The sequence below is a fragment of the Flavobacterium filum DSM 17961 genome (assembly GCF_000425465.1).
Taxonomy (GTDB): domain Bacteria; phylum Bacteroidota; class Bacteroidia; order Flavobacteriales; family Flavobacteriaceae; genus Flavobacterium; species Flavobacterium filum.
This window is the reverse complement of the sequence record NZ_AUDM01000009.1, coordinates 75,159-99,190: the sequence shown is the minus strand read 5'-3', so window position 1 is coordinate 99,190 and position 24,032 is coordinate 75,159. Positions and strand designations below refer to the sequence as shown.

The following is a 24,032-nucleotide window of genomic DNA, read 5'->3' as shown; positions in this document are numbered from 1 at the left end:
ATGATTCATATACTAAACAAAGATAGGCAATTAAAATGAGGTTTGGCTTAAGAACTACTTAAGTTTAGTGATGGGAAGAAATAGGCTAAATTGAGTTTTTTCGTTTAATTTACTCTCAACGGAAATTTCAAAATTTAATACATCACAAAGTCTTTTTACAATGGATAAACCTAAACCAGTTCCTTTAATTTCAGGGTGATTGGAAACATCAGAACGATAAAACGAATTAAAAATTTTATTCAAGTCTTGTTCAGAAATTCCGATTCCATTATCGGAGATTATTAAAGTAATTTCGTTGGTGGATTTTTTTAATTCAACTTCTATAGTACCGTTTATATGGTTATATTTTATCGAATTAGAAATCAAATTTTCTATAATTATTGACAAAAGGTAGTTATCCGATTCTACATAAAAATCAGCATCAAAATGAGTGATGACGCTTATTTTTTTGGCTTCTATTTTATCAGAATATCGAGATAAAGTATCTAAAACCAAAGCATTCAAATACACACTTTCTTTTTTACTGTTGCTTTTTTGATTTTCAAATCGAGCCAATAAAAGCAACTGGTCTACCATTTTATTCAATCGATCTACTTCGTTAATACAAAAGCGAATTTTGTCTTTGTATTCCTCTTCATTTCGGGGTTTGCGAATGAGTACTTCCATCGTGCCTTTAATGACTGCCAAAGGTGTTCTTAATTCATGCGAAGCATCGGAAGTGAACTGTTTTTCACGATCAACAGCATTTTCAATCCGATTTAAAAGATTGTTGATATTTTCGGATAAAATATACAATTCATCTTTATTTTGAGGTAAAGGAATTCGGCTCTTTAAATTGTCTTTGGTAATTTGATTGGAGGTTTCAATTATTGTTTGGACAGGTTTAATACTTCTTCCGGCAAAAAATCGAGCAATCAAAAACAATAAAAAAAGAATTAAAGGAAAAGTAATTAAAAGAATGTTTTTTAATATCAATACAATCTCAAAATCCTCCAACGACATGGCAACTACCAGAAATCCAACTACTTTGTTAGAATTGAGAATGGGAGTTTGAATTTGCCTGATGGGAATGGAATTTAATTCAGAATTGACAAATACATCATTTTTTGATGAGTCAAACAACTTTAAATCAGACTCTTTAAGATTGGGAGATTTATCGATGGTTTCGCCATTGGTATCATAAAATTGCACAAAAACCGGATTCACACTTATTGAATTATGCTCTCTGGCTCTCCATTGGTCCACTTGAATGAGATAGGTATCATTAGAATCGGTAGTTACATCATCCAAATGTTTCATCAATTCGTCATACACTTCTTCGTTAATATGATTGTTAACGCTCAATTTTACAACTTGAAAAATGGCAATAAAAACCAGGGCAATAAAAATAGAACTACTCACAATGTAGTTAAAAGCGATTCTGTTTTTAAAAGAAAAATTAAAATACTTAATCATTTGCGATGTAGCCTACTCCCCTAATAGTTTTGATTAGTTCTTGATCTTTGGTTAGGTTTAATTTCTTACGAATAGCATTCATAAAAACATCAATCACACCGGTATCGTATTCAAAATGAATATCCCAAACGTCTTCAATGATGCTCGTTCGGGTGCAAACAGTACCCTTATTTTTAATTAGATAGGCTAATAATTCAAACTCTCTCTGTGTCAAATTTACTTCATTTTTATCTACAAACACTTGAAAAGTATTTTTATCCAAAACTATATTGCCCAACGTTAAGACTTTATTTTCGTCTTTATTTCTAAAATGAATTTTAATGCGTTCCAATAATTCTTCAAATGAAAAAGGCTTTTTAATGTAATCATTGGCACCGGCTTTGAGTCCTTCAATGGTTTCTTGAATAGTATCTTTCGCGGTTAAAAAAAGAATGGGCGTTTGCGTATCTTTCTTTCTAAAAGCTTTACAAACCTCTAAACCGGAAAGTTTGGGCAACATCCAATCTAAAAGAATTAAATCCGGTTGTTCAGTAAGAGCTTTTTGTAAACCCTCTTCTCCATTTGAAGCTAAAGAAATTACGTAATTTTCTTCCTCCAATCCTTGTTTTAAGAAAGAGGCGATTCCGGATTCATCTTCTATGATTAAAATGTTCATTTCTAGATTTTTACTTTTCCACTAACACTTTTTGAGAGGCATAAAACTTATTGTCAAATATAAGGGTAAGTATAAACGATTGGGTCATTTTTTGAGGTAATATAAATTCCATTTTATTTTTACCGGAATTAAAATCAGTTATTTCACCTTCGCTGATAATTTTTCCATCGAATGAAGTAATAAAATACGTCAATTCTGCAATATATGGAACCGAAAATTCCATATCTATTTTTTTGCCTTTAATCGGATTGGGTGCAATTGTAAACGATACCGGATTCTTACTATCCGTTACCGGAATAGACATCGATTGTTCTCTAATCAATTTTACTTCATAAACCGTTGGATTGGCAGAAGTAGTATTCGTTTGATTGGCCGAAAACGGATTTAAAGAAGAGCTTGAAATTCCTCCAACCAAATGACCTATTACAAATTCATCTTCTGCAATATCATCCAATTTTATCACTTCATTTGAAAAATGAGGTAAACTCAAATTCGGAATAAATTCAGCTCCGGCACCATTTAACAAAGGCATTTCGTTGGGAAATTTATATTCTGTTAAATTACCATTTGCTTCTCGTGTTACTCGACTAATGGTTTTGACAAATGGAACCAAATTATCTTGTACTAAAGTTGTTCCGTTGTAATAATATTGACTCATTCCGCCAAAGAATAGATTATGCATCGTATTGGATGTTGCTTCAAATAATCCTACTTTACCACAGTGGTAATTGCTTAAATATTGATTGAAAGACGTTTGCGGAATATGTCCGGATGCCTTCACATCTACAGGGTACAAAAAGGGTAAATCTTGATTAATTTGAAAAACACCTGAAGAAATAGTATAACCTAATTCTCCATCCGGAAAAACCTGAGGCACTAAATTATAATCTCTTCGATGCAAATGAATGGGGTCTGTTATTTGTTCCACTACACTAAAACTCAATTGAGTTTCTGAATTATCAATCGTAAATTTTCTAATTTGATTGGTGTAGGTCTGTGTGAATGTTGGATTACCCATTGGGTTGTATCGACCATCAAAACGATGACCCCCAACTAAGTAAAAAGTAGTATCAATTTTTCCCAATTGTCCTCCCGTTACAGCGAAAAAAGAATTGCTAATTTGCTTAAAAAAAGAAGAAATCGGTAAATTATTTTGAATCGCATTCATCAATCCCGGAACATCAATTGCGGTTAATTTATCAAATGTGATATGATCATTGGCCGAGGCCGAAAAAGCATAACCGCCTATAATGTAAAGCGTATCACCATCTTGATAAAAATTCATATTGGTGGACTGTAGCTGCTCTTTAATTCCGGTTGGTAAAGAGGATAATGAAACTGACCAACTTTGTTGAGTTGTTCTATCTACAACATAAATTGAGGAATTATTGTTGGAAGCCGGAAATGCATTGAAAGGCTGACGTGCATGTAAACCGTCTAATCGTCCACCAATAATTAACCATTTTCCTTGACTTTGTCCAAAGGCAAAAGAATGCAAACCTGGAAGTCCGCTTATGGTAATTGGATTTATTTGAACCGTATAATCAAATTCACTTTGTGAAAAAGAAAACTGAGCAAAAAATAAAAGTAAAAATGTGCTAAAAATTGTTTTCATGGGTTAGGTTTTCCACAAAGTTAATTCCAAAAAACGAGCTGTTTTGCTACTAAAGTTACACAACTATTGCATGACAAATTTAATTCCAAACGACACGATATCAGCTTCCAATCCATCACTTCTGGAGTAATGATTGTATCGGAAATCTAAGTTTTTTATACCGAATTTCCAAATTTTAGCGGCTGTAAAAATATCGGTATAACTTACTCCCATTCCGTATTGATGAGCATCAAAAGAAGATAAATCATAGTCTGACGTATAATATTTCTCAGTAGATAGATGCTGTTCGTACGGAGCAAAATATTTTGAGGCTTGTTGCGTGTAAAAACGATACATCGGAATTAAGGTAAATCGGTCGGTAATTTTATATGGCAATTCTAAACTAGCCGTATGCGAATTAATGCCCCAATTATCAGTATAAAAACGATAATAGGTTCGTAACACCAACTTTTCATTCACATAATAATTCAAACGAGCTCCGATGGGTAATTTAAATCGGCTATCGGGCAATCGCTCAATGTCATCGGCCAATTGAAATTCGTTGATAAAAGCATTGTCAACATCGGCAAAATAAACCCGTTGATACGGTGTAGAGAGCAATCCTTGCTGTTGCAAAACATCAGCAAAAATTGAAATTTGTGTCTTTTTATTCAGTACTTGCGAAAAACTGAAAGACAAAGCAAAGGAATTTCTGTTTTTGTCTTGATGAAAAATAAATTTAGTTGGAGCATAACTAGTATTACCAATAATCGTAAAATTATCGAATATTCCCCCATTCAAATTATTACCGTTATCGGCAAAATCTTGTAACTCCTTTGGATAAATGGGTTTCCAAGTATCTAAATACACATTAGCGGCGATACCTAATTCTGTATTTTTATTGTTGAATAATTTAGTTAAACCTCCACCAAAACCAATCGAAGAATAATCATACTCCACCGAACCGGAAACATGGGCATTCCAGATGGTATTGCGATCATCTGAACTATGGCTATAATTTATCACTAAGGTAGTTAACACATCTTGAGCCGAAGCACCTGAACTCGCTTGCCACGGACTAGGCGTATTACTATCAAAAGGATTGATATTTCCTGAAGAAGCAGAAGAATAAGCCGAAATTCCCATATCTACCGTTAAAACATCGTCGTCGTTTAAAGGAACTGCCACTACAATGGTTGGCGTAATATCAGTAAGTTCTTCCATCCCTTTTCCACCGGCTACTGCTGAATGAATCCCGTCTTGTTTGTAATAACTCATCAAGAAATCAACTTCTATAGATTCTAAGACACGTTTTTTGTAACTCACTTGTGTAGAATCATTCACTTGAGCAAATCCAAATGATGTGATGAATAACAAAATGAATACATTATAATTTTTCATAAAATGTTTTTTTTTGAACACAGATTTAAGAAATTGAAAAAATTTTAAAAATGACTTAAGACTCTCAATCCAGTATTCTCAAAACCTTTTAAACTTTTAAATTCTTAAACTTTTAAACTCTTAAACCCTTAAACTTTTAAACTTTTAAGCCTATAAACTAATTACACCCACACCCACCACCGGTTTTACCACCATTGGCTCCGGCTGCTGCTTCGCGATAGACTTGAAAATTGGTTTCAAAACGTTCAGAGGGTCGTGCGGCCAATTTCATGTCTGGGTCATTTATTTTTTCTTTTTCGTATTCTTTTACTGAATTGCAGGATTGAAGAATGATAAGAAGTAAGGTTAAAATTGTTATTTTTTTCATTACGCTATTTTTAGAACACAGATTTATAAAATTTTATAAAATCGAAATTTACTTATCAAATTTTTTCATATCGATATTTTTAGAAGTATGCACCACACCCTTATCATCTACAATAATACATTCAATTCCTTTGAGTTGGTTGATTAAGTCGAGTCCGACGTCAACACCCAACACAAAAACTCCGGTAGCGAGTGCATCGGCTACTTCTGTGGTTTTGGCAAAAACCGATACACTCACAATGCCCGTAGCAGGATAACCTGTTCTTGGATCTATAATATGCGAATAGCGTTTTCCATTGAAAGTAACATACTTTTCATAACTTCCGGAAGTTTCAACAGCACTGTCTTCTAATGGAAAAGTGGCAAATACTTTATTTTTATTAATGGGATTTACAATAGCTACCGTCCAAGGTTTACCATCGGGCTGTTTTCCCCAAGCGAAAATGTCGCCTGAAACATTGACAATTCCAGATTTGCATCCACTTTCAATTAATAAAACTTTAATTTTATCGGCAATATAACCTTGTCCAATTCCACCCAAACCGAGTTTCATTCCTTTATTTTTCAGAAAAATAGTCGATTCTTTTTCGTTTAAAATGATGTTTTGGTATCCCACTTTCGCAACCGAATTTTTGATGGCTTCTTCAGTTGGCATTTCTTTCATGCTACCGTCAAACTTCCAAATTTTATCCATCGAAGCATACGAAATATCAAAAGCTCCATTGGTTAATTTTGAAATTTTAATAGCTCTATCAATTAATTGAAATACTTCTTGATCCACTTTTACAGGAGTGATACCAGCACTTTGATTCACTTTTGAGATTTGTGTATTGGGTATCCAATCAGAAATTAAATGCTCAATTCGTTTTACTTCCTCAATAGCTTTTTGAATAAAATAATTTCCTTCAACCGAATCTTTGGCTACAACAGTCATCTCAAACGGACTGCCCAACATATTTGTTTTTTGGGTATAAACCATCTGTGCCGACAAAACAGTTGAAAAAAAGAATGATAATATGAAAAATAGTAACCTCATTATTTTTCAGCTGAATGAATTAAGGCAATATAATCAGAAGGAGAAATATTTTTAAATCCGAACATACCCAATACTTTTCCCGATGGAGTAAGTAAAACTACAAGAGGGAAACTCCCTTCTTTATTATATTTTTCAGCTAATTTTTTGTTTTGTTCAGTCAATTCCGTAGGAAGTTGATTCGCTTTTTTCTTTGGAAAATCCGCTTTGTAGGTAATCCAATTGTTTTGAGATTCCGTCTGAAATTCTTGCGACATCCAGATATTTTTCTCCAATTTCATACAAGGTGCACACCAATCAGAACCGGAAAAAACCAACACAATATTTTTATTTTCTTTTTGATCTAAAACTTTGGCTTCTTCAAAATTAGTTTGCCAATTTTGAGCTATTAAAAGCGAATTTACTAGCAGTAAAACGAAAAGAAGATTTTTTTTCATCCGTCAAATTTTATGTAAAAATAACGGAATTACGTTTACTTTATTGAATGTAAATTTGTTATTAAGTAAATCTTAAGTTAAAGCAATCCATTGTATTTTCGAATAAACCACTCCGAAGCCAAAGCCAACACAATGATGATTAATAACCAAAACCAATCAATTATCGGTGTCTTTTTTACAATTTCTTTCTGAATAGGTTTGTAATTTTCATTAGTCAAAAGCGATTGAATTAATTCTTCCACTTGATTGGCTAAATAGGTTTTCCCATTCGTGTGGCTGGCCAATTGGTTTAATTTAGCATAATCAGGATTCACAAATTGTTTTTCAATATCAAAATCTAAGACTTCAAAAAAACCGGAATAAGACGTTTTTGAATTGTTTTCAGTAACCGTAAACGAATAATTCCCGGCAGAAAGTCCGTCTAAATTTACTTTATACGAATTGGTTGATTTTAGTAAATCATACGATTTGGTTTGATTGGTTGCTTTGTTTTTTACCGTGATGGATAAACGGGCATTGTCATCAAACTCATAATTTTTGTTGAAATATTGAGCATTGATTTCAATAGCATCGCCGAAATTATAGAAGTTTTCGTGGGTTACCACCAATGATTTTCGAGCATTGTTGGAAGATAAAAACTGAATGGTTTTATCAATAAACACATCAAATTTTTCAAAGCTTTGTTGATCGATATGGCTTTGCAAACGCCATTTCCAGATGTTTTCTCCCAATAAAAAAGCAGTACGTTTTCCTTGATTTTCAGTATAAGCCAGCAAAGGTGATTCTAGTTCAACATTTCTGATTCTGGCTCCAATTAATTTATCATATTTTGTTTTTGACGTAATGGTACCAAACGGATTTTGCAGTGGCGGAAAATTCTCAAATCCAATATTATCAATGGCAAAGAGATTAAATTCAGGTGAAAAACTGGCCAAATAATCTTCGAGTTGTGAAGACATTTTAAAATCAAAAGTAGATTGATGTTGATTTAAAAAATTAAAATCGGTTTTCAATCCGGTAATTATCCACGTATTCAAATTTGCCAAACTATTTTTTTCAAAAACCGATTTAAATTCAGCCGTTGGTTGATACAAAATCAAAACATTAAAATCTTGTAGTGAATTGATTTGATTGGGTTTAACAATCGTAACTTTACGTTGTTGATTGGACTCAATTGCTCGTTTTAACGCTCCAATATCCGGATGATTAATGGAGGAAACAATAGCAACTTCTGTCTTTTGGTCGATGATTTCAACCGCAAAATTCTTGGAATTGTTGTAGGTGTTTTTTTCCTGTTCAGAAGAGGAAATTGTCGCTTTAAAAACTTGCACTCCTACTTTTTCAGCCGGAAGTAAAACAGTTATCATTTGTGATTTTTGACTGTTTGAAAAACTCACATTTTGTTTACTCAAAACCGAATTGCCTTGTGAAATAGAAAAAGTAGCATTCAAACTTTTATTTCCGGAATAATTGACAAACACTTCCACCGGAAATTTATTCTTTAAAAAAGCGTATTTGTTAACGTTGAGTTGACTGATTTTTAAATCTAGAACTGCTGTCGTATCGCCCAAAACAATAGGGTAAACCGCTTTATTTTCGTCAAAAGAATAAATATAATCGCTTCCTTGGGTTTGGTTACCGTCCGTTACAATCACGGTGGGATGATTTACGCTTTTGTGAATACTTTTTAAACCCTTTCCTACTCCATCAATTCGAGTTTGCGTTCCTTTGAAATCGTATGATTCAGAAGATTCCAATTCATTTGAAAATTGATAGGATTGCACATCAAATTTATCTTTTAAATCGGCATTGGATGTCAGTTTTTTATACACTTCTAAAGCGGATTCATTTGACTTTAATTCAACTATTGAAGAAGAATTATCCACCACAATCGGCAATGGTATTTTAACCGTTTCAAATGATTTTTGGGTAAGAATGGGATTAATTAATAAAACTAACAATCCGAAAATGGCGATGAAACGCAAAAAAGCCATGAACCAATTGATTTTTGAATGGGTTTTGACTTTGTAGAAATACTGAAAAAATGATACACCTCCGGCCAGTAGTACTGAAAGTAAGAGTAAAAGGACGGTTGAGGAAGTCATTTTTTTAGTTTAAGAGTTTAAAGGTTTAAAAGTTTAAAAGGGATTGAGGTTAAAAATTACTGCTCCAATTTTTTAATTTGTGATTTGTATAAACCATCAATTAACATGTTAACTTCTGCTATTTTTTCTCTTAAACTTAAATAATCATTTTCATTTATATATTCAAAATCGTTAGATAAAATGACTTGATTTAATAATTCTAAAGATGAACTATAGGCAATTTCAGAAAATCTGGCTTTTTCTTTTAAAGATTGTCTTCCGGAACCTTCTGCTAAATTAGATGCGATGGAAATGGAACAACGTCTCATTTGACTCGTTAAACCGAAAATTTCTTCTTTCGGAAATTGTTTTGTTGTTCTGTAAATTAAAAGAGCTAATTCTCTTCCTTTTTGCCAAGCAATCAACTTTTCAAAACTGAATGTTCTCATAAGCACTCCCTTTTAAACTTTTAAACTTCTAAACTTCTAAACTCTAAGTTAACATTCCCCCATCCACATTCATTACTTGTCCGGTTACGTAAGCACTCAAGTCTGAAGCTAGGAAAAGACAAGCATTGGCCACATCCTCCGGTGTTCCGCCTCGTTTTAGTGGGATAGAATCTCTCCAACCTTGTACCACTTCTTCATTTAATTTTCCGGTCATTTCGGTTTCGATAAAACCTGGTGCGATGGCGTTGCAACGGATGTTACGCGAACCTAATTCTAACGCAATTGACTTGGTAAATCCAATCATTCCCGCTTTTGAAGCAGCATAGTTCGCTTGTCCGGCATTTCCTTTTACACCCACAACCGAACTCATATTAACGATGGAACCTTTGCGGTTTTTCAACATTACTTTTTGCACCGCTTTGGTCATGTTGAAAACCGATTTTAAGTTAATTTCGATGACTTTATCAAAATCTTCTTCTGACATTCTCATTAAAAGGTTGTCTTTCGTGATTCCGGCGTTGTTAATTAAAATATCGATGGTACCGAATTCTGCGATCACATCATCAGCTAATTTTTGAGCTTCATTGAAATCGGCTGCGTTTGATTTGTATCCTTTGGCTTTAATTCCTAAAGCGTTTAATTCATTTTCTAAAACCAAAGCCGATTCGGCTGATGAACTATACGTAAATGCCACATTAGCTCCGTGTTGAGCAAAAACTTTAGCGATTCCGCTACCAATTCCACGACTGGCACCGGTGATGATGGCTACTTTTCCTTCTAATAATTTCATATTTATTGTAAATTAGATTCGTTTGATTGAGCATCAAAGATAGGAATATTTTAAGGTTTTAAAAATATTGAATTGGTTTTAAACCTTTTTTAAGAAATTACGTCTTATTGAAACTAAACCTAACCAAATGAAAAAAACAATCTTTTTATTTCTGCTCTCAACTCTTCTTTTTTCTTGTTCTGATGAAGATAAAAAATATGAAGAAATTATTGATCCCTTTCAACAAGTAAAAGCCACTTTTGGTGACAATATTGATCTTGAAAATTTGGCAAATTATGCCAATCAACCTTTACCGAATTACATCACTCGATTCAATGGTCAAAGTAATCCCATTACGGATAAAGGAGCTACTTTAGGCCGAATCTTATTTTACGATAAAAATCTTTCGTCCAACAATACGATTTCATGTGCAAGTTGCCATCAACAAGCCAATGGGTTTAGTGATGTTGCAGTTGCCAGTCAAGGAGTAAACGGAACAACCGGAAGACACTCCATGCGATTAATCAATGCTCGATTTGGAGCAGAAGCAAAGTTTTTTTGGGACGAAAGAGCATCTAATTTGGAAATTCAAACAACAATGCCTATTAAAGACCATGGAGAAATGGGGTTTAGTGGAACAAATGGAGACGAACCCTTTTCAGCTTTGCTAACCAAATTAAGTAACATTGGTTACTACAAAGAATTATTCAAGTTTGTCTATGGTTCTGAAGAAGTGACAGAGGTAAAAATCCAGAATGCTTTGGCACAATTCATCAGAAGTATTCAGTCTTTTGACAGTAAATATGATGCCGGACGAGCATTGGCTCCAAACGATGGTGCTCCATTTCAAAATTTTACTGCACAAGAAAATCAGGGAAAAAACTTATTTTTAGCTCCTCCAACCTTTGATGCGAACAGCGTAAGAACCGGAGGAGGTTTAGGCTGTCAAGGATGCCATCGAGCACCTGAGTTTGATATCGACCCGAATGCATTAAGCAATGGCATCGGTGGTTCCATCAATGGAGGTGCGGATTTTACCAATTTTAGAGCTCCTTCCCTACGTAATATTGCAAAGCCTGACGGAACACCAAACGGACCAATGATGCATACCGGAGTGATCACTACATTACAAGCTTCAATTGGTCATTATGGAAATTTAGTGAATGCCGCAAACAATAATCCGAATTTAGACCCAAGATTGAAACCCAATGGAATTGGTCAACAATTGAATTTGAACGCACAGGAAGTGAATGCCGTAATTGCCTTCTTAAAAACATTATCGGGAACGGATGTGTATACGAATCCGAAATGGAGTAATCCTTTTGAATAAAAAAATCCCGCTAAAAGCGGGATTTTTTATTTTATAGTTTTTTATCCTAAAACCTCTTTTACTTTCTTACCAATCTCAGCCGGAGAATCTACCACGTGAATACCGTTTTCTCTCATGATTCTTTTCTTGGCTTCAGCTGTGTCATCGGCACCACCTACGATAGCACCGGCGTGACCCATGGTTCTTCCTTTTGGAGCGGTTTCACCAGCGATAAAACCAACAACTGGTTTGCGGTTTCCGTCAGCTTTAATCCATTTGGCTGCATCCGCTTCCAACTGACCTCCGATTTCACCAATCATCACGATACAATGTGTTTCCGGGTCATTCATCAATAATTCAACTGCTTCTTTGGTTGTGGTTCCGATGATTGGGTCACCACCAATTCCGATAGCCGTTGTAATTCCTAAACCTTGTTTTACAACTTGGTCTGCCGCCTCATATGTTAACGTTCCCGATTTAGAAACGATACCTACATTTCCTTTTTTGAAAACAAAGCCAGGCATGATACCTACTTTCGCTTCTTCCTGTGTAATTACACCAGGACAGTTTGGACCGATTAATCGACAGTTTTTAGTTTTAATATAAGCGTATGCTTTAATCATATCTGCCACAGGAATTCCTTCCGTAATCGTAATAATTACTTTTATTCCTGCATCAGCAGCTTCCATGATAGCATCAGCAGCAAAAGCGGGTGGTACAAAAATAATGGTTGTATCGGCTCCGGCTTGTTCAACAGCATCTTTCACTGTATTAAAAACGGGGCGATCTAAATGTGTTGTTCCTCCTTTACCGGGAGTTACACCACCTACTACATTTGTACCATATTCAATCATTTGAGAAGCGTGAAAAGTTCCTTCGCTTCCGGTAAATCCTTGAACAATTATTTTTGAATTTTTATTAACTAAAACGCTCATGATTGTGTTTGTTTGTGTTTAATTTTTCGAGTTACAAAAGTAATTCTTTATGAAAAGATTGTTTACTTTTTTTACTTTTATTTTTAATTATTTTGCTAATTTACTATACAATTCTATTTAAGGCAATTGACTCATTTGATACCCTTTATACAATTTTCCGTCTTGAATTTCCCAAATCACAAAGAAATACGCCAATCGATTGATATGATTTGGATTTTCAATCGTTGTTCCAAAATGTGTGTAATGCACTGAAACTAAATTATCTTCTGCAATAATTTGATGAATTTGAACTACAAAAGCCTCGTAGCCAATTTTTAATTCATCGGCCAATTGCAATAATTCTTCCTTGTTTTTCTTTAGAAAACCTTTACTACTGTTCCATTCCAAAATAACATCGGGATGCAGAAATTCTGCTAACGTTGTACTATTATACAACGCATCAGAATCATAAAAAGATTGGACTAATTCTTTAGGAGTCATTTATTTAAGTTTTTCAATAATTTCAGGAATTTTTTTAATGTTGGCCAATTGTTTCAATTTTTCTCTAGATTCTTCAATTGGTGTACCAAAATAGGTTTTACCTCCTTCAATAGATTTTGTTACTCCGGTTTGGCCCATCACTACAGCTTTTGTTCCGATAGTAATACCGCTCGTAGTTCCAACTTGACCCCACAATGTAACTTCATCTTCAATTACAACGCAACCTGCAATACCGGTTTGTGCTGCAATCAAACATTTTTTACCAATTACTGTATCATGACCCACGTGCACTTGGTTGTCGATTTTTGTACCGGCACCAATGGTTGTATCGCCTGTTACGCCTCTATCAATCGTACACAAAGCTCCAATTCCAACATTATCTTCAATCACTACACGACCTCCGGAAAGCAATTGATCAAAACCATCCGGTCTTTTCTTATAATAAAAAGCATCGGCACCTAGAATAGTTCCAGCCTGAATGACAACGTTATCGCCAATCACACAATGGTCATAAATGGAAACATTGGCATGAATCAAACAATTTTTACCGATTTTTACATGATTACCAACAAAGCAATTTGGTTGAATTACAGTTCCTTCTCCAATTTGAGCCGAAGTTGCTATGGATACATTTGAAAACGTAAACGGTCTAAAGTGATTCGTCAATTTATTAAAATCACGAAATGGGTCATCTGAAATCAATAATGCCTTTCCGTCCGGACAATCCACTTGTTTGTTAATTAAAACAATAGTTGCAGCCGATTGAAGAGCTTTATCGTAATATTTCGGATGGTCAACAAATACAATATCTCCAGGTTCCACAACATGAATTTCATTCATACCCAAAACAGGAAAATTATCCTCTCCCACAAATTCACAGTTGATGATTTGAGCGATTTCTTTGAGCGAATGCGTTTTTGTAAATTTCATAAAACTTGAAATTTGTTATTGAAATTGATATTGTTTTTTGTAATTGATATTGCTTTTTGAAATTGATATTGACTATTCTTTCACACGCTCCATGTATGCACCCGAAGCAGTATCAATTTTAATTTTATCACCTTCATTGATGAATAAAGGAACGTTTACACTCGCTCCAGTTTCCACTTTTGCCGGTTTAGTAGCATTAGTAGCAGTATTTCCTTTTACACCGGGTTCTGTGTAGGTTACTTCTAAAATAATAGAAGCCGGCATATCAACAGACAAAGGTAAATCGGTTTCAGTATTGATTTGTACCATTACATTGGTTCCTTCTTTTAATAAATCCGGTGCATCTAACACATCTTTATTCAATGTAATTTGCTCAAAACTTTCTGTATTCATAAAGTAAAACTCTGTTCCTTCTGCATATAAAAATTGAAAAGTATGCGTTTCTACACGAACTACATCAATTTTGTGACCGGCAGAAAACGTATTATCTAATACTTTTCCGTTCGTCAAACTTTTTAATTTTGTACGCACAAACGCAGGACCTTTTCCCGGTTTTACGTGAAGAAATTCAATAATTTTGTAAATATCGTGGTTGTGTTTAATACATAATCCGTTTCTAATATCTGCAGTACTTGCCATTCTAATTTATTTTAATTTTTAATTTATTTACTTTTTAATAACCTATTACCCATCACCTATCACCCATCACCTCTCTAATAAACTCCCGAATATCCTTTCATTACACCACGTGATGAGTTTCTGATAAACTGAAGAATTTCGTCACGTTCCGGTGAAGCTGCCATTTCTGCTTCAATGATGCTTACTGCTTGTGATGTATTATAATTTTTTTGATAAAGAATTCTATAAATTTCTTGAATTTCACGGATTTTTTCAGTAGTAAATCCTCTTCTTCTCAATCCAACAGAATTTATACCCACATACGAAAGTGGCTCTTTTGCGGCTTTTGTATAAGGAGGAACATCTTTTCGAACCAGTGATCCTCCGGAAATCATTGCATGGTCACCAATATTGATAAATTGATGCACCGCGGCTAATCCGCCAATGATTGCAAAACTACCTACTGTAACATGACCGGCTAACGCCACTCCATTCACAATTATGGCATTATCACCAATATGACAATCGTGAGCCACGTGAGCAGTTGCCATAATCAAACAATTTTTACCAATTGTTGTTTGTCCGGAAGCTATTGTTCCTCTATTGATGGTCACACATTCTCTAATTGTGGTATTATCACCAATAATGGCTAAGGATTCTTCGCCACCAAATTTTAAATCTTGCGGCACAGCAGAAATAACTGCACCCGGGAAAATGTTACAATTTTTACCAATTCTTGCTCCTTCCATAATGGTTACGTTGGAACCAATCCAGGTTCCTTCGCCAATAACTACATTATTATGAATGGTGGTAAACGGGTCAATTACCACATTTCTGGCAATTTTTGCTCCCGGATGTACGTATGCTAACGGTTGATTCATACTTTTCTTTTTTAGTTCTTTTTAGCAATTTGTGCCATTAATTCAGCTTCTGCAACTAATTTTCCATTGGCATACGCATTGGCTTGCATGTGACAAATTCCTCTTCTGATAGGAGAAATCAAATCACACTTAAATATTAATGTATCGCCGGGTAACACTTTGTGTTTGAACTTTACATTATCTATTTTCATAAAATACGTTAAATAATTTTCTGGATCCGGAACTGTGCTTAATACCAAAATTCCTCCGGTTTGAGCCATAGCTTCCACAATCAAAACACCCGGCATTACAGGTGCATCCGGAAAGTGACCAACGAAAAATGGCTCATTCATAGTTACGTTTTTTAAACCAACCACATGCTGATCTGATAATTCAAAAATTTTATCAACCAACAAAAAAGGTGGTCGATGTGGCAACATAGCCATTATTTTATGAATATCCATCAAAGGTTCTTGATTCAAATCATAGGTTGGCACTTGATTACGTTGTTCAATTTTGATGATTTTGGATAATTTTTTTGCAAATTGTGTATTCACAAAATGTCCGGGTTTATTGGCAATCACTTTTCCTTGAATTCGAGTTCCGATCAAAGCCAAATCACCAACCACATCTAGTAATTTATGGCGAGCTGCTTCATTTGGATAATGCAACGTCAAATTATCTAAAATTCCGTTTGGTTTAACGGAGATATTATCTTTCCCAAAAGCAACACGAAGATTGTTCATGGTTTCAGGAGAAATCTCTTTGTCCACATATACAATCGCATTATTCAAATCGCCACCTTTTATCAAACCATTATTCAGTAAAGATTCTAATTCGTGTAAAAAGCTAAAAGTTCTTGCATCAGCAATTTCACTTTTAAAATCATGAATAGTTTTTAGTGTTGCATTTTGTGTGCCCAATACTTTTGTACCAAAATCAACCATTGTGGTAACTTGATACGTTTCACAAGGCATAACCAAAATTTCACTTCCTGTGGCTTCGTCTGTATAAGAAATAACTTCTTTAACTACATACACTTTTCGTTCAGCCTCTTGTTCAACAATTTCCGCCTTTTCAATTGCTTCCACAAAAAATTTAGATGATCCATCCATAATTGGCGGTTCAGAAGCATTTAATTCAATAATCAAATTATCCAAATCACAACCAATACAAGCTGCTAACACATGTTCGGAAGTTTGAATTTTTACTGCATTTTTTTCAAGATTTGTACCACGTTGCGTATTCACCACATATTGAGCATCTGCTTCAATTATTGGATGACCTTCTAAATCTACGCGTACAAAAGTAAAACCATTATTAACCGGTGCCGGTTTAAAAGTCATTGTTACTTCCTGACCAGTGTGTAAACCTACTCCGGTTAAGGTAATTTCATTTTTAATGGTTTTTTGCTTTACCAATTGTGACATTATTCTTTTGTTATTGATTTTTTAATTTCATATATTTCGTTTACAATTTTTGGTAAGTTCTTAAAATGAACATACGATTTACTGTAATCGCCGTAATTGAAGGATGGAGAACCTTGAACCGTTTCGCCATCTTTTAGATTTTTACCGATACCGGATTGAGCTTGAACACGAACACCATCACCAAGTGTTAAATGCCCGGCAATCCCTACTTGTCCGCCAATGATACAATTCTTACCGATTTTGGTTGAACCGGCAATTCCGGTTTGTGCGGCTATTACGGTATTTTCACCAATTTCAACATTGTGTGCGACCTGAATTTGGTTATCTAATTTCACTCCTTTACGAATGATGGTTGAACCTAACGTAGCTCTATCAATGGTTGAACACGCTCCAATTTCTACATTATCTTCAATAATTACATTGCCAATTTGTGGAACTTTGTTATACGTACCATCTTCATTTGGAGCAAATCCAAAACCATCAGAACCAATAATGGTTCCGGAATGTATTGTACAGTTGTTGCCAATCTCAGTTTCAGAATAAACTCTTGCTCCCGCAAAAAAAACACAATTATCACCAATCAATACATTATCACCAATAAAACTATTGGGATAAATCTTCACATTATTGCCAATTTTTACATTTTTACCAATATAACAAAAACTACCCAAATACAATCCTTCTCCATACGAAACACCTTCAGAAACAACTGAAGGTTGCTCAATTCCGGATTTCATCAATTTGACTTGATTGTAATATTCCAATAGTTTTGAAAAGGATTTATAAGCATCATCCACTTTAATCAGCGTTGCCGATACTTCAAATTCCGGCTCAAAAGATTTATTTACAATTGCAATAGATGCTTTAGTAGAATAAATAAAATTGAGGTATTTTGGATTGGCTAAAAAAGTAAGAGAACCTTCAGAACCTTCTTCAATTTTAGACAATTTGAAGACTTCAATATTGGGATTTCCAACTACTTCGCCTTCTAATATGGATGCTATTTGTATTGCAGTAAATTTCATTCCGACAAAAATATAAAAAAGTACCTAAAATTTGTTAAATTCTTTCAGTACTTTTGGATAACAAATATAATACTTTGTTACCGGTTTTGAGAATGCTCTCGAATTTAATTGATCCGAAGACAAAACAACTTCTTCAACTGTTCTGTCTTTCTTCACTATTTTAATAGGCTGAGCTTCTTTATTGTAACCCAACGTTTTTACTTTTCCTTTAAACACAAAATAATCTGATTCTGAAATGCTTACAGGATAAATTTCAATTAGTTTTTCTTTAAAAAAGTCAAGTTTTTCTTTGCTGAATTTTTCTTTGTCCAACGAAATTTTTAACAAATCGCGATGAATAATCATTTTGCTTAATGAACTCAAGATAAAATCATCATGAAATTGCCAACTTTTCAAAGCACTCATAATGTCAAAATCATCCAATTGCGAAAATTTCATCACCACATCATCATTGAAATCTTCCAATTCTATTTTATGACTCAAAAAAAAGTGCAACGGCTGAGAAGCTTCCAATTTGATCCCTTTTTGCGTCAATTCTTTGGCTCTTTTTAATACTTTGGTCAAGATTAATTCTGCAACCAAACTCGTTTTATGTAAATAAGCTTGCCAATACATTAATCGTCTGGCCATCAAAAACTTTTCAACCGAATAAATTGCTTTTTCTTCCACCACCAATTCATCTTTTTCAACTTGAAGCATTTGAATTAATCGGTCAGAATTAATGTTTCCTTCTGCCACACCGGAATAAAAACTATCCCGTTTTAAATAATCCAATCGATCCATATCGAGCTGACTCGAAATCAATTGCAACATGAATTTTCGATGGTATTCTCCTTTAAAAATCTGAATGGCCAACGTTAATTTACCTTCAAAAAAATCATTTAAACGATTCATCATCAATAAGGAAATTTCTTCATGATGCACATTTTCAACAATACTTTGCTCTAAAGCATGCGAAAAAGGACCGTGACCCACATCATGTAACAAAATGGCAACATATAAAGCTGTTTCTTCTTCTTTGCTAATGATAACCCCTTTATACCGTAAAACTTCAACTGCTTTTTGCATGAGATGCATTGCTCCTAACGCATGATGAAAACGAGTATGATGAGCACCCGGATACACCAAATAAGACAATCCCATTTGTGAAATTCTTCGTAAACGTTGAAAATATGGATGCTGAATTAAATCAAAAACCAATTCATCGGGAATGGAAATAAAACCATAAATAGGGTCGTTGAAAATTTTTAATTTATTGGTGTAACTCACAACTTTTTAATTGGGCAACAAATATACTGATTTTTAAAATGGAAATAATCACTGATTTTTTACAATAACTTTAATACTTCTTACGTTCGATAATTGTTAAATTGCACGAAATTCACATTTCTAAATAATTTAAAATACAACCTACAAAATATTTAAAAAACTTCACAGATGACAAAAATAAAAATCCTTTGGGTAGACGATGAAATTGATTTATTAAAGCCACATATTCTTTTTTTAGAAAACAAAAATTACGATGTAACCACGTGTAACAACGGTAGAGATGCCATTGATGTTTTTGAAGAAAATCAATTTGATATTGTCTTTTTGGATGAAAATATGCCCGGTATGAGTGGTTTGGAAACCCTTTCTGAAATGAAAGAAAAAAAATCTTCCATTCCGGTCATTATGATTACCAAAAGTGAAGAAGAACATATCATGGAGGAAGCCATCGGTTCTAAAATTGCCGATTACCTTATAAAACCCGTAAACCCAAATCAGATTTTATTGGCGTTGAAAAAAAACCTCGACCATTCGCGTTTGGTTACAGAGAAAACCACATTGGATTACCAAAAAGAGTTCCGAAAAATTGCAATGGATTTAGCAATGGTTAATTCATACGACGATTGGGTAGAATTATATAAAAAATTATTGTTCTGGGAAATTGAATTGGAAAACATTGAAGACCAAGGCTTAATTTCCATACTTGAATCGCAAAAAACGGAAGCCAACAGCCAATTTGGAAAATTCATTGAGAAAAACTACGAAAAATGGTTTGAAGACAAAACAGACAAACCGGTTTTATCACATAAATTATTCAGAGAATATGTGGTACCTGAAATCGTAAAAAAAGATAAACCCATTTTGTTTGTTGTGATAGACAATTTGCGTTACGACCAATGGAAAGCGTTTGAAAACGTAGTCAACAACCATTACAAACCCGAAAAAGAAATGGCATATTTTGCGATGTTACCCACTGCAACACAATATGCCAGAAATGCCATTTTTTCAGGATTAACACCTTTAGAAATGGAAAAACAATTCCCGCAATACTGGAAAAATGATGTTGAAGAAGGTGGAAAAAACCTTTATGAAGGTGAGTTTTTAGAAGCTCAATTAAATCGTTTAGGTCTAAAAATTAAGAGCGAATACTACAAAATCACCAACTTCAAAGACGGTAAAAAGTTAGTAGAAAATTTCAAAGGATTAAAAAACAACGACTTAACTACCGTTGTCTATAATTTTGTGGACATGCTTTCTCATGCCAAAACAGAAATGGAAGTGGTAAAAGAACTCGCCTCTAATGACAAAGCCTACCGTTCCTTAACCTTAAGTTGGTTTAAAAATTCTCCCCTGTTAGAAATGATTCAACTTGGGCAACAAATGGGTTTCAAATTGATTATCACAACCGATCACGGAACCATCAACGTAAAAAATCCATCTAAAGTAATTGGTGATAAAAACACCAGTCTCAACCTTCGTTATAAAACCGGACGTAGTTTGACCTATGAAGAGAAAGATGTGTATGCCGTAAAAGACCCAAAAAAAATAGGTTTACCCGCAATCAACATGAGTAGCTCTTTTATTTTTGCAAAAAATGATTTGTTTTTGGCGTATGTGAACAATTACAATCATTATGTGAGTTATTACCGAAATACTTACCAACATGGCGGAATTTCATTGGAAGAAATGATTGTGCCGTTTTTGGTGTTGAGTCCTAGGTAGTGGAGGTTGTCTGTTGTCGGTTGTCAGTTGTCGGTTTTCTGTTGTCGGTTTTCGGTTTTCGGTTGATTAAGGCTAATTTAGAAGATTTGAATCTGCTTTATCTATTATAGTGAAGCTATCAAAATCTGTGAAAATCAATTCAATTCGTCCCGATAATCATCGGGGTCTGTGTGCTATTACCTAACCCATCTCAAAAAAAGTGGATAACTTAAGACGATAAAATTTACTAAGTTTGCCACTCAATTTAATTTTGTGTTCCACTAAACGTGAAAAACTAAAATGCAATACCAATTTCAACTCCACGAAATAGACAAAATCGCTCAAGAAATTCTCCACCAACATCCGGAAAAAGTGATTCTTTTTAACGGACAAATGGGTGCCGGAAAAACCACTTTTATTAAAGCATTATCCAAAGCTCTTGGCGTACAAAACGCAACCTCCAGCCCAACATTTTCATTGGTAAATGAATACGAAATCCCAAGTGGATTGGTCTATCATTTTGATGTATATCGACTTAAAAATGAAACCGAAGCCCTAGATTTTGGTATAGATGATTATTTGTATTCCGGTCATTGGTGTTTTATTGAATGGGCAGAAAAAATTCCAAACCTCATTCCTGAAAAACATAGTGTGATTACGATTGAAATTTTAGAAAATGGAAATAGAATATTAACTTTAATGTAATTATTTTCAACCTCCTTAATGAATCTTAATGCCTTAATGGTTTAAAAAAAATCTCAAAAAATAAATGTTTAAACTATTCCACTTTCTATTTCCAAAATAATTCCTAACTTAGACACTAATTTTTTTAGCATCGTTTATGCCGCTTACTCCTTTTTCAAAACAACAATTACTTCCTCAGGAAGAAAAATTGGAAGTCGCACGACACAAAAGTGAATTGTACATTGGAATTCCAAAAGAAACTTCCTATCAGGAACGCAGGATTTGTTTGACACCGGATGCCGTCAATTCATTAGTATCACACGGTCATCGCGTGTTAATTGAATCTGGAGCCGGAGAAAGTGCGAGTTATTCCGACAAAGAATACAGTGATGCCGGGGCAGAAATTACCCAAGATCCGAAAAAAGTATTCGGTTGTCCCATGATTTTGAAAGTAGAACCGCCTACTTCTGCAGAAATTGAAATCATCAATCCCAATACAATTATCATTTCGGCGATTCAGCTGAAAACGAGAAAAAAAGAATATTTTGAAAAATTAGCCAAGAAAAAAATTACTGCCTTTGCGTTTGAATTCATTAAAGACGATGATGGCTCCTACCCTGCCGTAAAATCACTCAGCGAAATTGCAGGAACCGCTTCCATCTTAATCGCTGCCGAATTGATGATTAACAACCAATTTGGAAAAGGCTTACTTTTTGGCAACATCACCGGCGTTGCTCCTACTGATGTCGTAATTATTGGTGCAGGAACCGTTGGCGAATTTGCCGCAAAAACCGCACTTGGTTTGGGAGCTAACGTCAAAGTGTTTGACAACTCCATTACTAAATTGCGTCGTTTACAAAACAATTTAAAACATCCGATTTTTACTTCTACCATTCAACCAAAAGGTTTGCTAAAAGCCTTACGCCGTTGTGATGTAGCGATTGGGGCCATGCGTGGACAAAACCGCACGCCTGTGGTGGTGACCGAAACCATGGTGGAACACATGAAAAAAGGAGCCGTAATTGTCGATGTGAGTATTGATACCGGCGGTTGTTTTGAAACCTCTGAAATCACTACGCACGAAAAACCTACGTTCATCAAAAACAACGTGATACATTATTGTGTGCCGAATATTCCGTCGCGGTATTCCAAAACGGCTTCGCTTTCCATTAGTAATATTTTGACCCCATATTTGATTCAAATTGCGGAAGACGGCGGTGTGGAAAGTGCCATTCGTTGTAACCGTGGCTTGAAAAACGGACTCTACTTTTACCATGGTATTCTAACCAACAAAGCGATTGGCGATTGGTTTGATTTACCCAACAGCGACATTAATTTGATTGTATTTTAAGGAATTTGTCCGTATTTTTGTGGCTTAATTTAGTATCATGAAATTCTATCAACGGCTTGCTTTTTTTCTATTTGGTTTATTGATTGGCGTCATTTTTTTGGTGTACTTTTTGGGTGCAAAAGCTGAATCCAGAGGGGTTTCATTTTGTTATTTGCCCAATTGCCGTGTGTTGAAAGACATTCGTACCAAGCCCTTTCACTATTCCGAAAAAGCATCGCTCGTATTGGCTGAAACATGGATTGACACCATCGATATCAAAAATACGCTGACCCACGGCGAAGTAGATTTCAGTCAAAGTAATGTAAAAGTGGGCAATGCCAAACGCTACCGTATCGAAGGAAAAACCATAAAACAAGAGCCGATTGTGCTTTCAATTCTCAACTATCCTGATAAAGCGGAATTGGAATCGATTGAAAAAAGATAATATGGCTTGCATCATTCGTCCTGTTGTTGCTGATGATTTTGACCAAGTCTATGATTTCATCAACGCCCTTGAAAACCATATTTTTCCAAAAGAGAAGCAACTTGCTATTTTTTTGGAAAATCTTGCTCATCCCAAACATATTTTTCTATTAGCTGAAATCAATCATCAACCCGTTGGATTCTTGAGTTGTCATGTGCAAAATTTGATTCATCACGGTGGTTTGGTAGGCGAAATTCAGGAAATGTTTGTGGATGAAAAATATAGAAGTCAGCAAATTGGTAAACAACTGCTCGATGCATTAAAAACCCTCGCTAAACAAAATAATTTGCTACAAATAGAAGTCACTTCCGGCTTTAAACGTGTACAAGCCCATGCTTTTTATGAGCGAGAAGGCTTTCCGCATACGCACAAGAAATTTGTGTGGAAGGTGGAAGAATAGTTTTGTGTTTTTTAGGAGCTTATCCCGCTTTTCGTTGTAAGGTTTTCTATTAAATTTTTACATTAATAATGGCTAAAAATTGTACTTATTTTTCAATATGAAAATCTTTAAATGAATTTGATTAATTACAAAATAATAAAAATGAATGGTTTATTTAAAAAATAATAATCATCTATAATATTTATCAAGATAAACATAATTGTTAACTATTCTAAAAAATTAACTAAAAATATAAACTTAAAAAATACCTAAATTGATTTTAAGAATGATTTAATTTTGAAAAAAGGACTGTTAAAGATATCTGTATTAATTTATCAAAAAATCTATTGTTTTT

Annotated in this window: 24 protein-coding genes; 6 read left to right on the top strand and 18 right to left on the bottom strand. The window is 34.3% G+C overall.

Translation table 11 applies throughout. The annotated features are described in order from the left end of the window. Window positions 1-54: 54 nt before the first annotated feature. The 10 genes from H601_RS0106690 to fabG form a co-directional block, all read right to left on the bottom strand. The gene (locus H601_RS0106690) at window positions 55-1,455 is read right to left on the bottom strand and encodes a sensor histidine kinase (protein WP_035655647.1); all 1,401 of its coding nucleotides are present in this window, start codon (window positions 1,453-1,455) and stop codon (window positions 55-57) included. Beyond that, complete coding sequence (locus H601_RS0106685; protein WP_026710784.1) at window positions 1,448-2,110, bottom strand: response regulator transcription factor; 663 nt, start codon at window positions 2,108-2,110, stop codon at window positions 1,448-1,450. The genes H601_RS0106690 and H601_RS0106685 overlap by 8 nt, the downstream gene beginning before the upstream one ends. A 10-nt stretch (window positions 2,111-2,120) precedes the next feature. Further along, window positions 2,121-3,725, bottom strand: coding sequence for a hypothetical protein (locus H601_RS0106680; RefSeq protein ID WP_026710783.1), 1,605 nt, complete (start codon window positions 3,723-3,725; stop codon window positions 2,121-2,123). A gap of 63 nt (window positions 3,726-3,788) precedes the next feature. Next, window positions 3,789-5,105: a DUF3570 domain-containing protein gene (locus tag H601_RS0106675; RefSeq protein ID WP_026710782.1), complete on the bottom strand. Its 1,317-nt coding sequence runs from the start codon at window positions 5,103-5,105 to the stop codon at window positions 3,789-3,791. Between the two features lie 157 nt (window positions 5,106-5,262). Next, window positions 5,263-5,472, bottom strand: a complete 210-nt coding sequence (locus tag H601_RS0106670; RefSeq protein WP_026710781.1) for a DUF4266 domain-containing protein — start codon at window positions 5,470-5,472, stop codon at window positions 5,263-5,265. Between the two features lie 48 nt (window positions 5,473-5,520). Next, window positions 5,521-6,507 carry an FAD:protein FMN transferase gene (locus H601_RS0106665; RefSeq protein ID WP_035655646.1) on the bottom strand — a complete coding sequence of 329 codons (987 nt, stop codon included), beginning with the start codon at window positions 6,505-6,507 and terminating at the stop codon, window positions 5,521-5,523. Next, the gene (locus H601_RS0106660) at window positions 6,507-6,941 is read right to left on the bottom strand and encodes a thioredoxin family protein (RefSeq protein ID WP_026710779.1); all 435 of its coding nucleotides are present in this window, start codon (window positions 6,939-6,941) and stop codon (window positions 6,507-6,509) included. Before H601_RS0106660 ends, H601_RS0106665 begins: the two co-directional genes overlap by 1 nt. Window positions 6,942-7,018: 77 nt before the next feature. Beyond that, window positions 7,019-9,046: a hypothetical protein gene (locus H601_RS0106655; protein WP_026710778.1), complete on the bottom strand. Its 2,028-nt coding sequence runs from the start codon at window positions 9,044-9,046 to the stop codon at window positions 7,019-7,021. Window positions 9,047-9,102: 56 nt separating this feature from the next. After that, the gene (locus tag H601_RS0106650; RefSeq protein ID WP_026710777.1) at window positions 9,103-9,474 is read right to left on the bottom strand and encodes a four helix bundle protein; all 372 of its coding nucleotides are present in this window, start codon (window positions 9,472-9,474) and stop codon (window positions 9,103-9,105) included. A gap of 43 nt (window positions 9,475-9,517) precedes the next feature. Beyond that, window positions 9,518-10,264, bottom strand: coding sequence for a 3-oxoacyl-[acyl-carrier-protein] reductase (gene fabG, locus H601_RS0106645; RefSeq protein WP_026710776.1), 747 nt, complete (start codon window positions 10,262-10,264; stop codon window positions 9,518-9,520). 127 nt (window positions 10,265-10,391) lie between these two features. On the opposite strand from fabG, the gene H601_RS0106640 reads away from it, so the two are divergent. Next, window positions 10,392-11,573 (top strand): cytochrome-c peroxidase, encoded by a 1,182-nt coding sequence (locus H601_RS0106640; RefSeq protein WP_035655645.1) that lies wholly within the window; start codon window positions 10,392-10,394, stop codon window positions 11,571-11,573. A gap of 41 nt (window positions 11,574-11,614) precedes the next feature. Here the strand turns inward: H601_RS0106640 and sucD are convergent, their stop codons facing one another. The 8 genes from sucD to H601_RS0106600 all read right to left on the bottom strand — a co-directional run bounded on the left by sucD (window position 11,615) and on the right by H601_RS0106600 (window position 19,099). Further along, the gene (gene sucD, locus H601_RS0106635) at window positions 11,615-12,487 is read right to left on the bottom strand and encodes a succinate--CoA ligase subunit alpha (protein WP_026710774.1); all 873 of its coding nucleotides are present in this window, start codon (window positions 12,485-12,487) and stop codon (window positions 11,615-11,617) included. A gap of 117 nt (window positions 12,488-12,604) precedes the next feature. Continuing rightward, window positions 12,605-12,967, bottom strand: a complete 363-nt coding sequence (locus tag H601_RS0106630; protein ID WP_026710773.1) for a nuclear transport factor 2 family protein — start codon at window positions 12,965-12,967, stop codon at window positions 12,605-12,607. Then, on the bottom strand, window positions 12,968-13,897 hold the full coding sequence (locus tag H601_RS0106625) for a UDP-3-O-(3-hydroxymyristoyl)glucosamine N-acyltransferase (RefSeq protein WP_026710772.1): 930 nt from the start codon (window positions 13,895-13,897) through the stop codon (window positions 12,968-12,970). It lies immediately after the preceding gene. A 72-nt stretch (window positions 13,898-13,969) separates the two neighbouring features. Then, window positions 13,970-14,536 (bottom strand): elongation factor P, encoded by a 567-nt coding sequence (gene efp / locus H601_RS0106620; RefSeq protein ID WP_026710771.1) that lies wholly within the window; start codon window positions 14,534-14,536, stop codon window positions 13,970-13,972. A 74-nt stretch (window positions 14,537-14,610) separates the two neighbouring features. Next, window positions 14,611-15,396, bottom strand: coding sequence for an acyl-ACP--UDP-N-acetylglucosamine O-acyltransferase (gene lpxA / locus H601_RS0106615; RefSeq protein WP_026710770.1), 786 nt, complete (start codon window positions 15,394-15,396; stop codon window positions 14,611-14,613). 11 nt (window positions 15,397-15,407) lie between these two features. Beyond that, window positions 15,408-16,796, bottom strand: coding sequence for a bifunctional UDP-3-O-[3-hydroxymyristoyl] N-acetylglucosamine deacetylase/3-hydroxyacyl-ACP dehydratase (locus H601_RS0106610; RefSeq protein WP_026710769.1), 1,389 nt, complete (start codon window positions 16,794-16,796; stop codon window positions 15,408-15,410). An 8-nt stretch (window positions 16,797-16,804) separates the two neighbouring features. After that, complete coding sequence (gene lpxD, locus H601_RS0106605; RefSeq protein WP_026710768.1) at window positions 16,805-17,830, bottom strand: UDP-3-O-(3-hydroxymyristoyl)glucosamine N-acyltransferase; 1,026 nt, start codon at window positions 17,828-17,830, stop codon at window positions 16,805-16,807. Window positions 17,831-17,854: 24 nt separating this feature from the next. Further along, a complete protein-coding gene (locus H601_RS0106600) occupies window positions 17,855-19,099 on the bottom strand; it encodes an HD domain-containing protein (RefSeq protein ID WP_026710767.1) in 1,245 nt (414 codons plus the stop codon). Between the two features lie 168 nt (window positions 19,100-19,267). Here H601_RS0106600 and porX point away from each other — a divergent pair, with 168 nt between their 5' ends. The 5 genes from porX (at window position 19,268) to H601_RS15400 (ending at window position 23,698) form a co-directional block, all read left to right on the top strand. After that, window positions 19,268-20,821, top strand: coding sequence for a T9SS response regulator signal transducer PorX (porX, locus tag H601_RS0106595; RefSeq protein ID WP_026710766.1), 1,554 nt, complete (start codon window positions 19,268-19,270; stop codon window positions 20,819-20,821). A gap of 279 nt (window positions 20,822-21,100) precedes the next feature. Then, on the top strand, window positions 21,101-21,505 hold the full coding sequence (tsaE, locus tag H601_RS0106590) for a tRNA (adenosine(37)-N6)-threonylcarbamoyltransferase complex ATPase subunit type 1 TsaE (RefSeq protein WP_026710765.1): 405 nt from the start codon (window positions 21,101-21,103) through the stop codon (window positions 21,503-21,505). Window positions 21,506-21,641: 136 nt separating this feature from the next. Continuing rightward, window positions 21,642-22,835 carry an alanine dehydrogenase gene (locus H601_RS0106585; RefSeq protein ID WP_026710764.1) on the top strand — a complete coding sequence of 398 codons (1,194 nt, stop codon included), beginning with the start codon at window positions 21,642-21,644 and terminating at the stop codon, window positions 22,833-22,835. Between the two features lie 37 nt (window positions 22,836-22,872). Beyond that, window positions 22,873-23,259: a DUF4258 domain-containing protein gene (locus H601_RS0106580; protein ID WP_026710763.1), complete on the top strand. Its 387-nt coding sequence runs from the start codon at window positions 22,873-22,875 to the stop codon at window positions 23,257-23,259. 1 nt (window position 23,260) lies between these two features. Then, complete coding sequence (locus H601_RS15400) at window positions 23,261-23,698, top strand: GNAT family N-acetyltransferase (protein WP_035655673.1); 438 nt, start codon at window positions 23,261-23,263, stop codon at window positions 23,696-23,698. The last annotated feature ends 334 nt before the right edge of the window (window positions 23,699-24,032 follow it).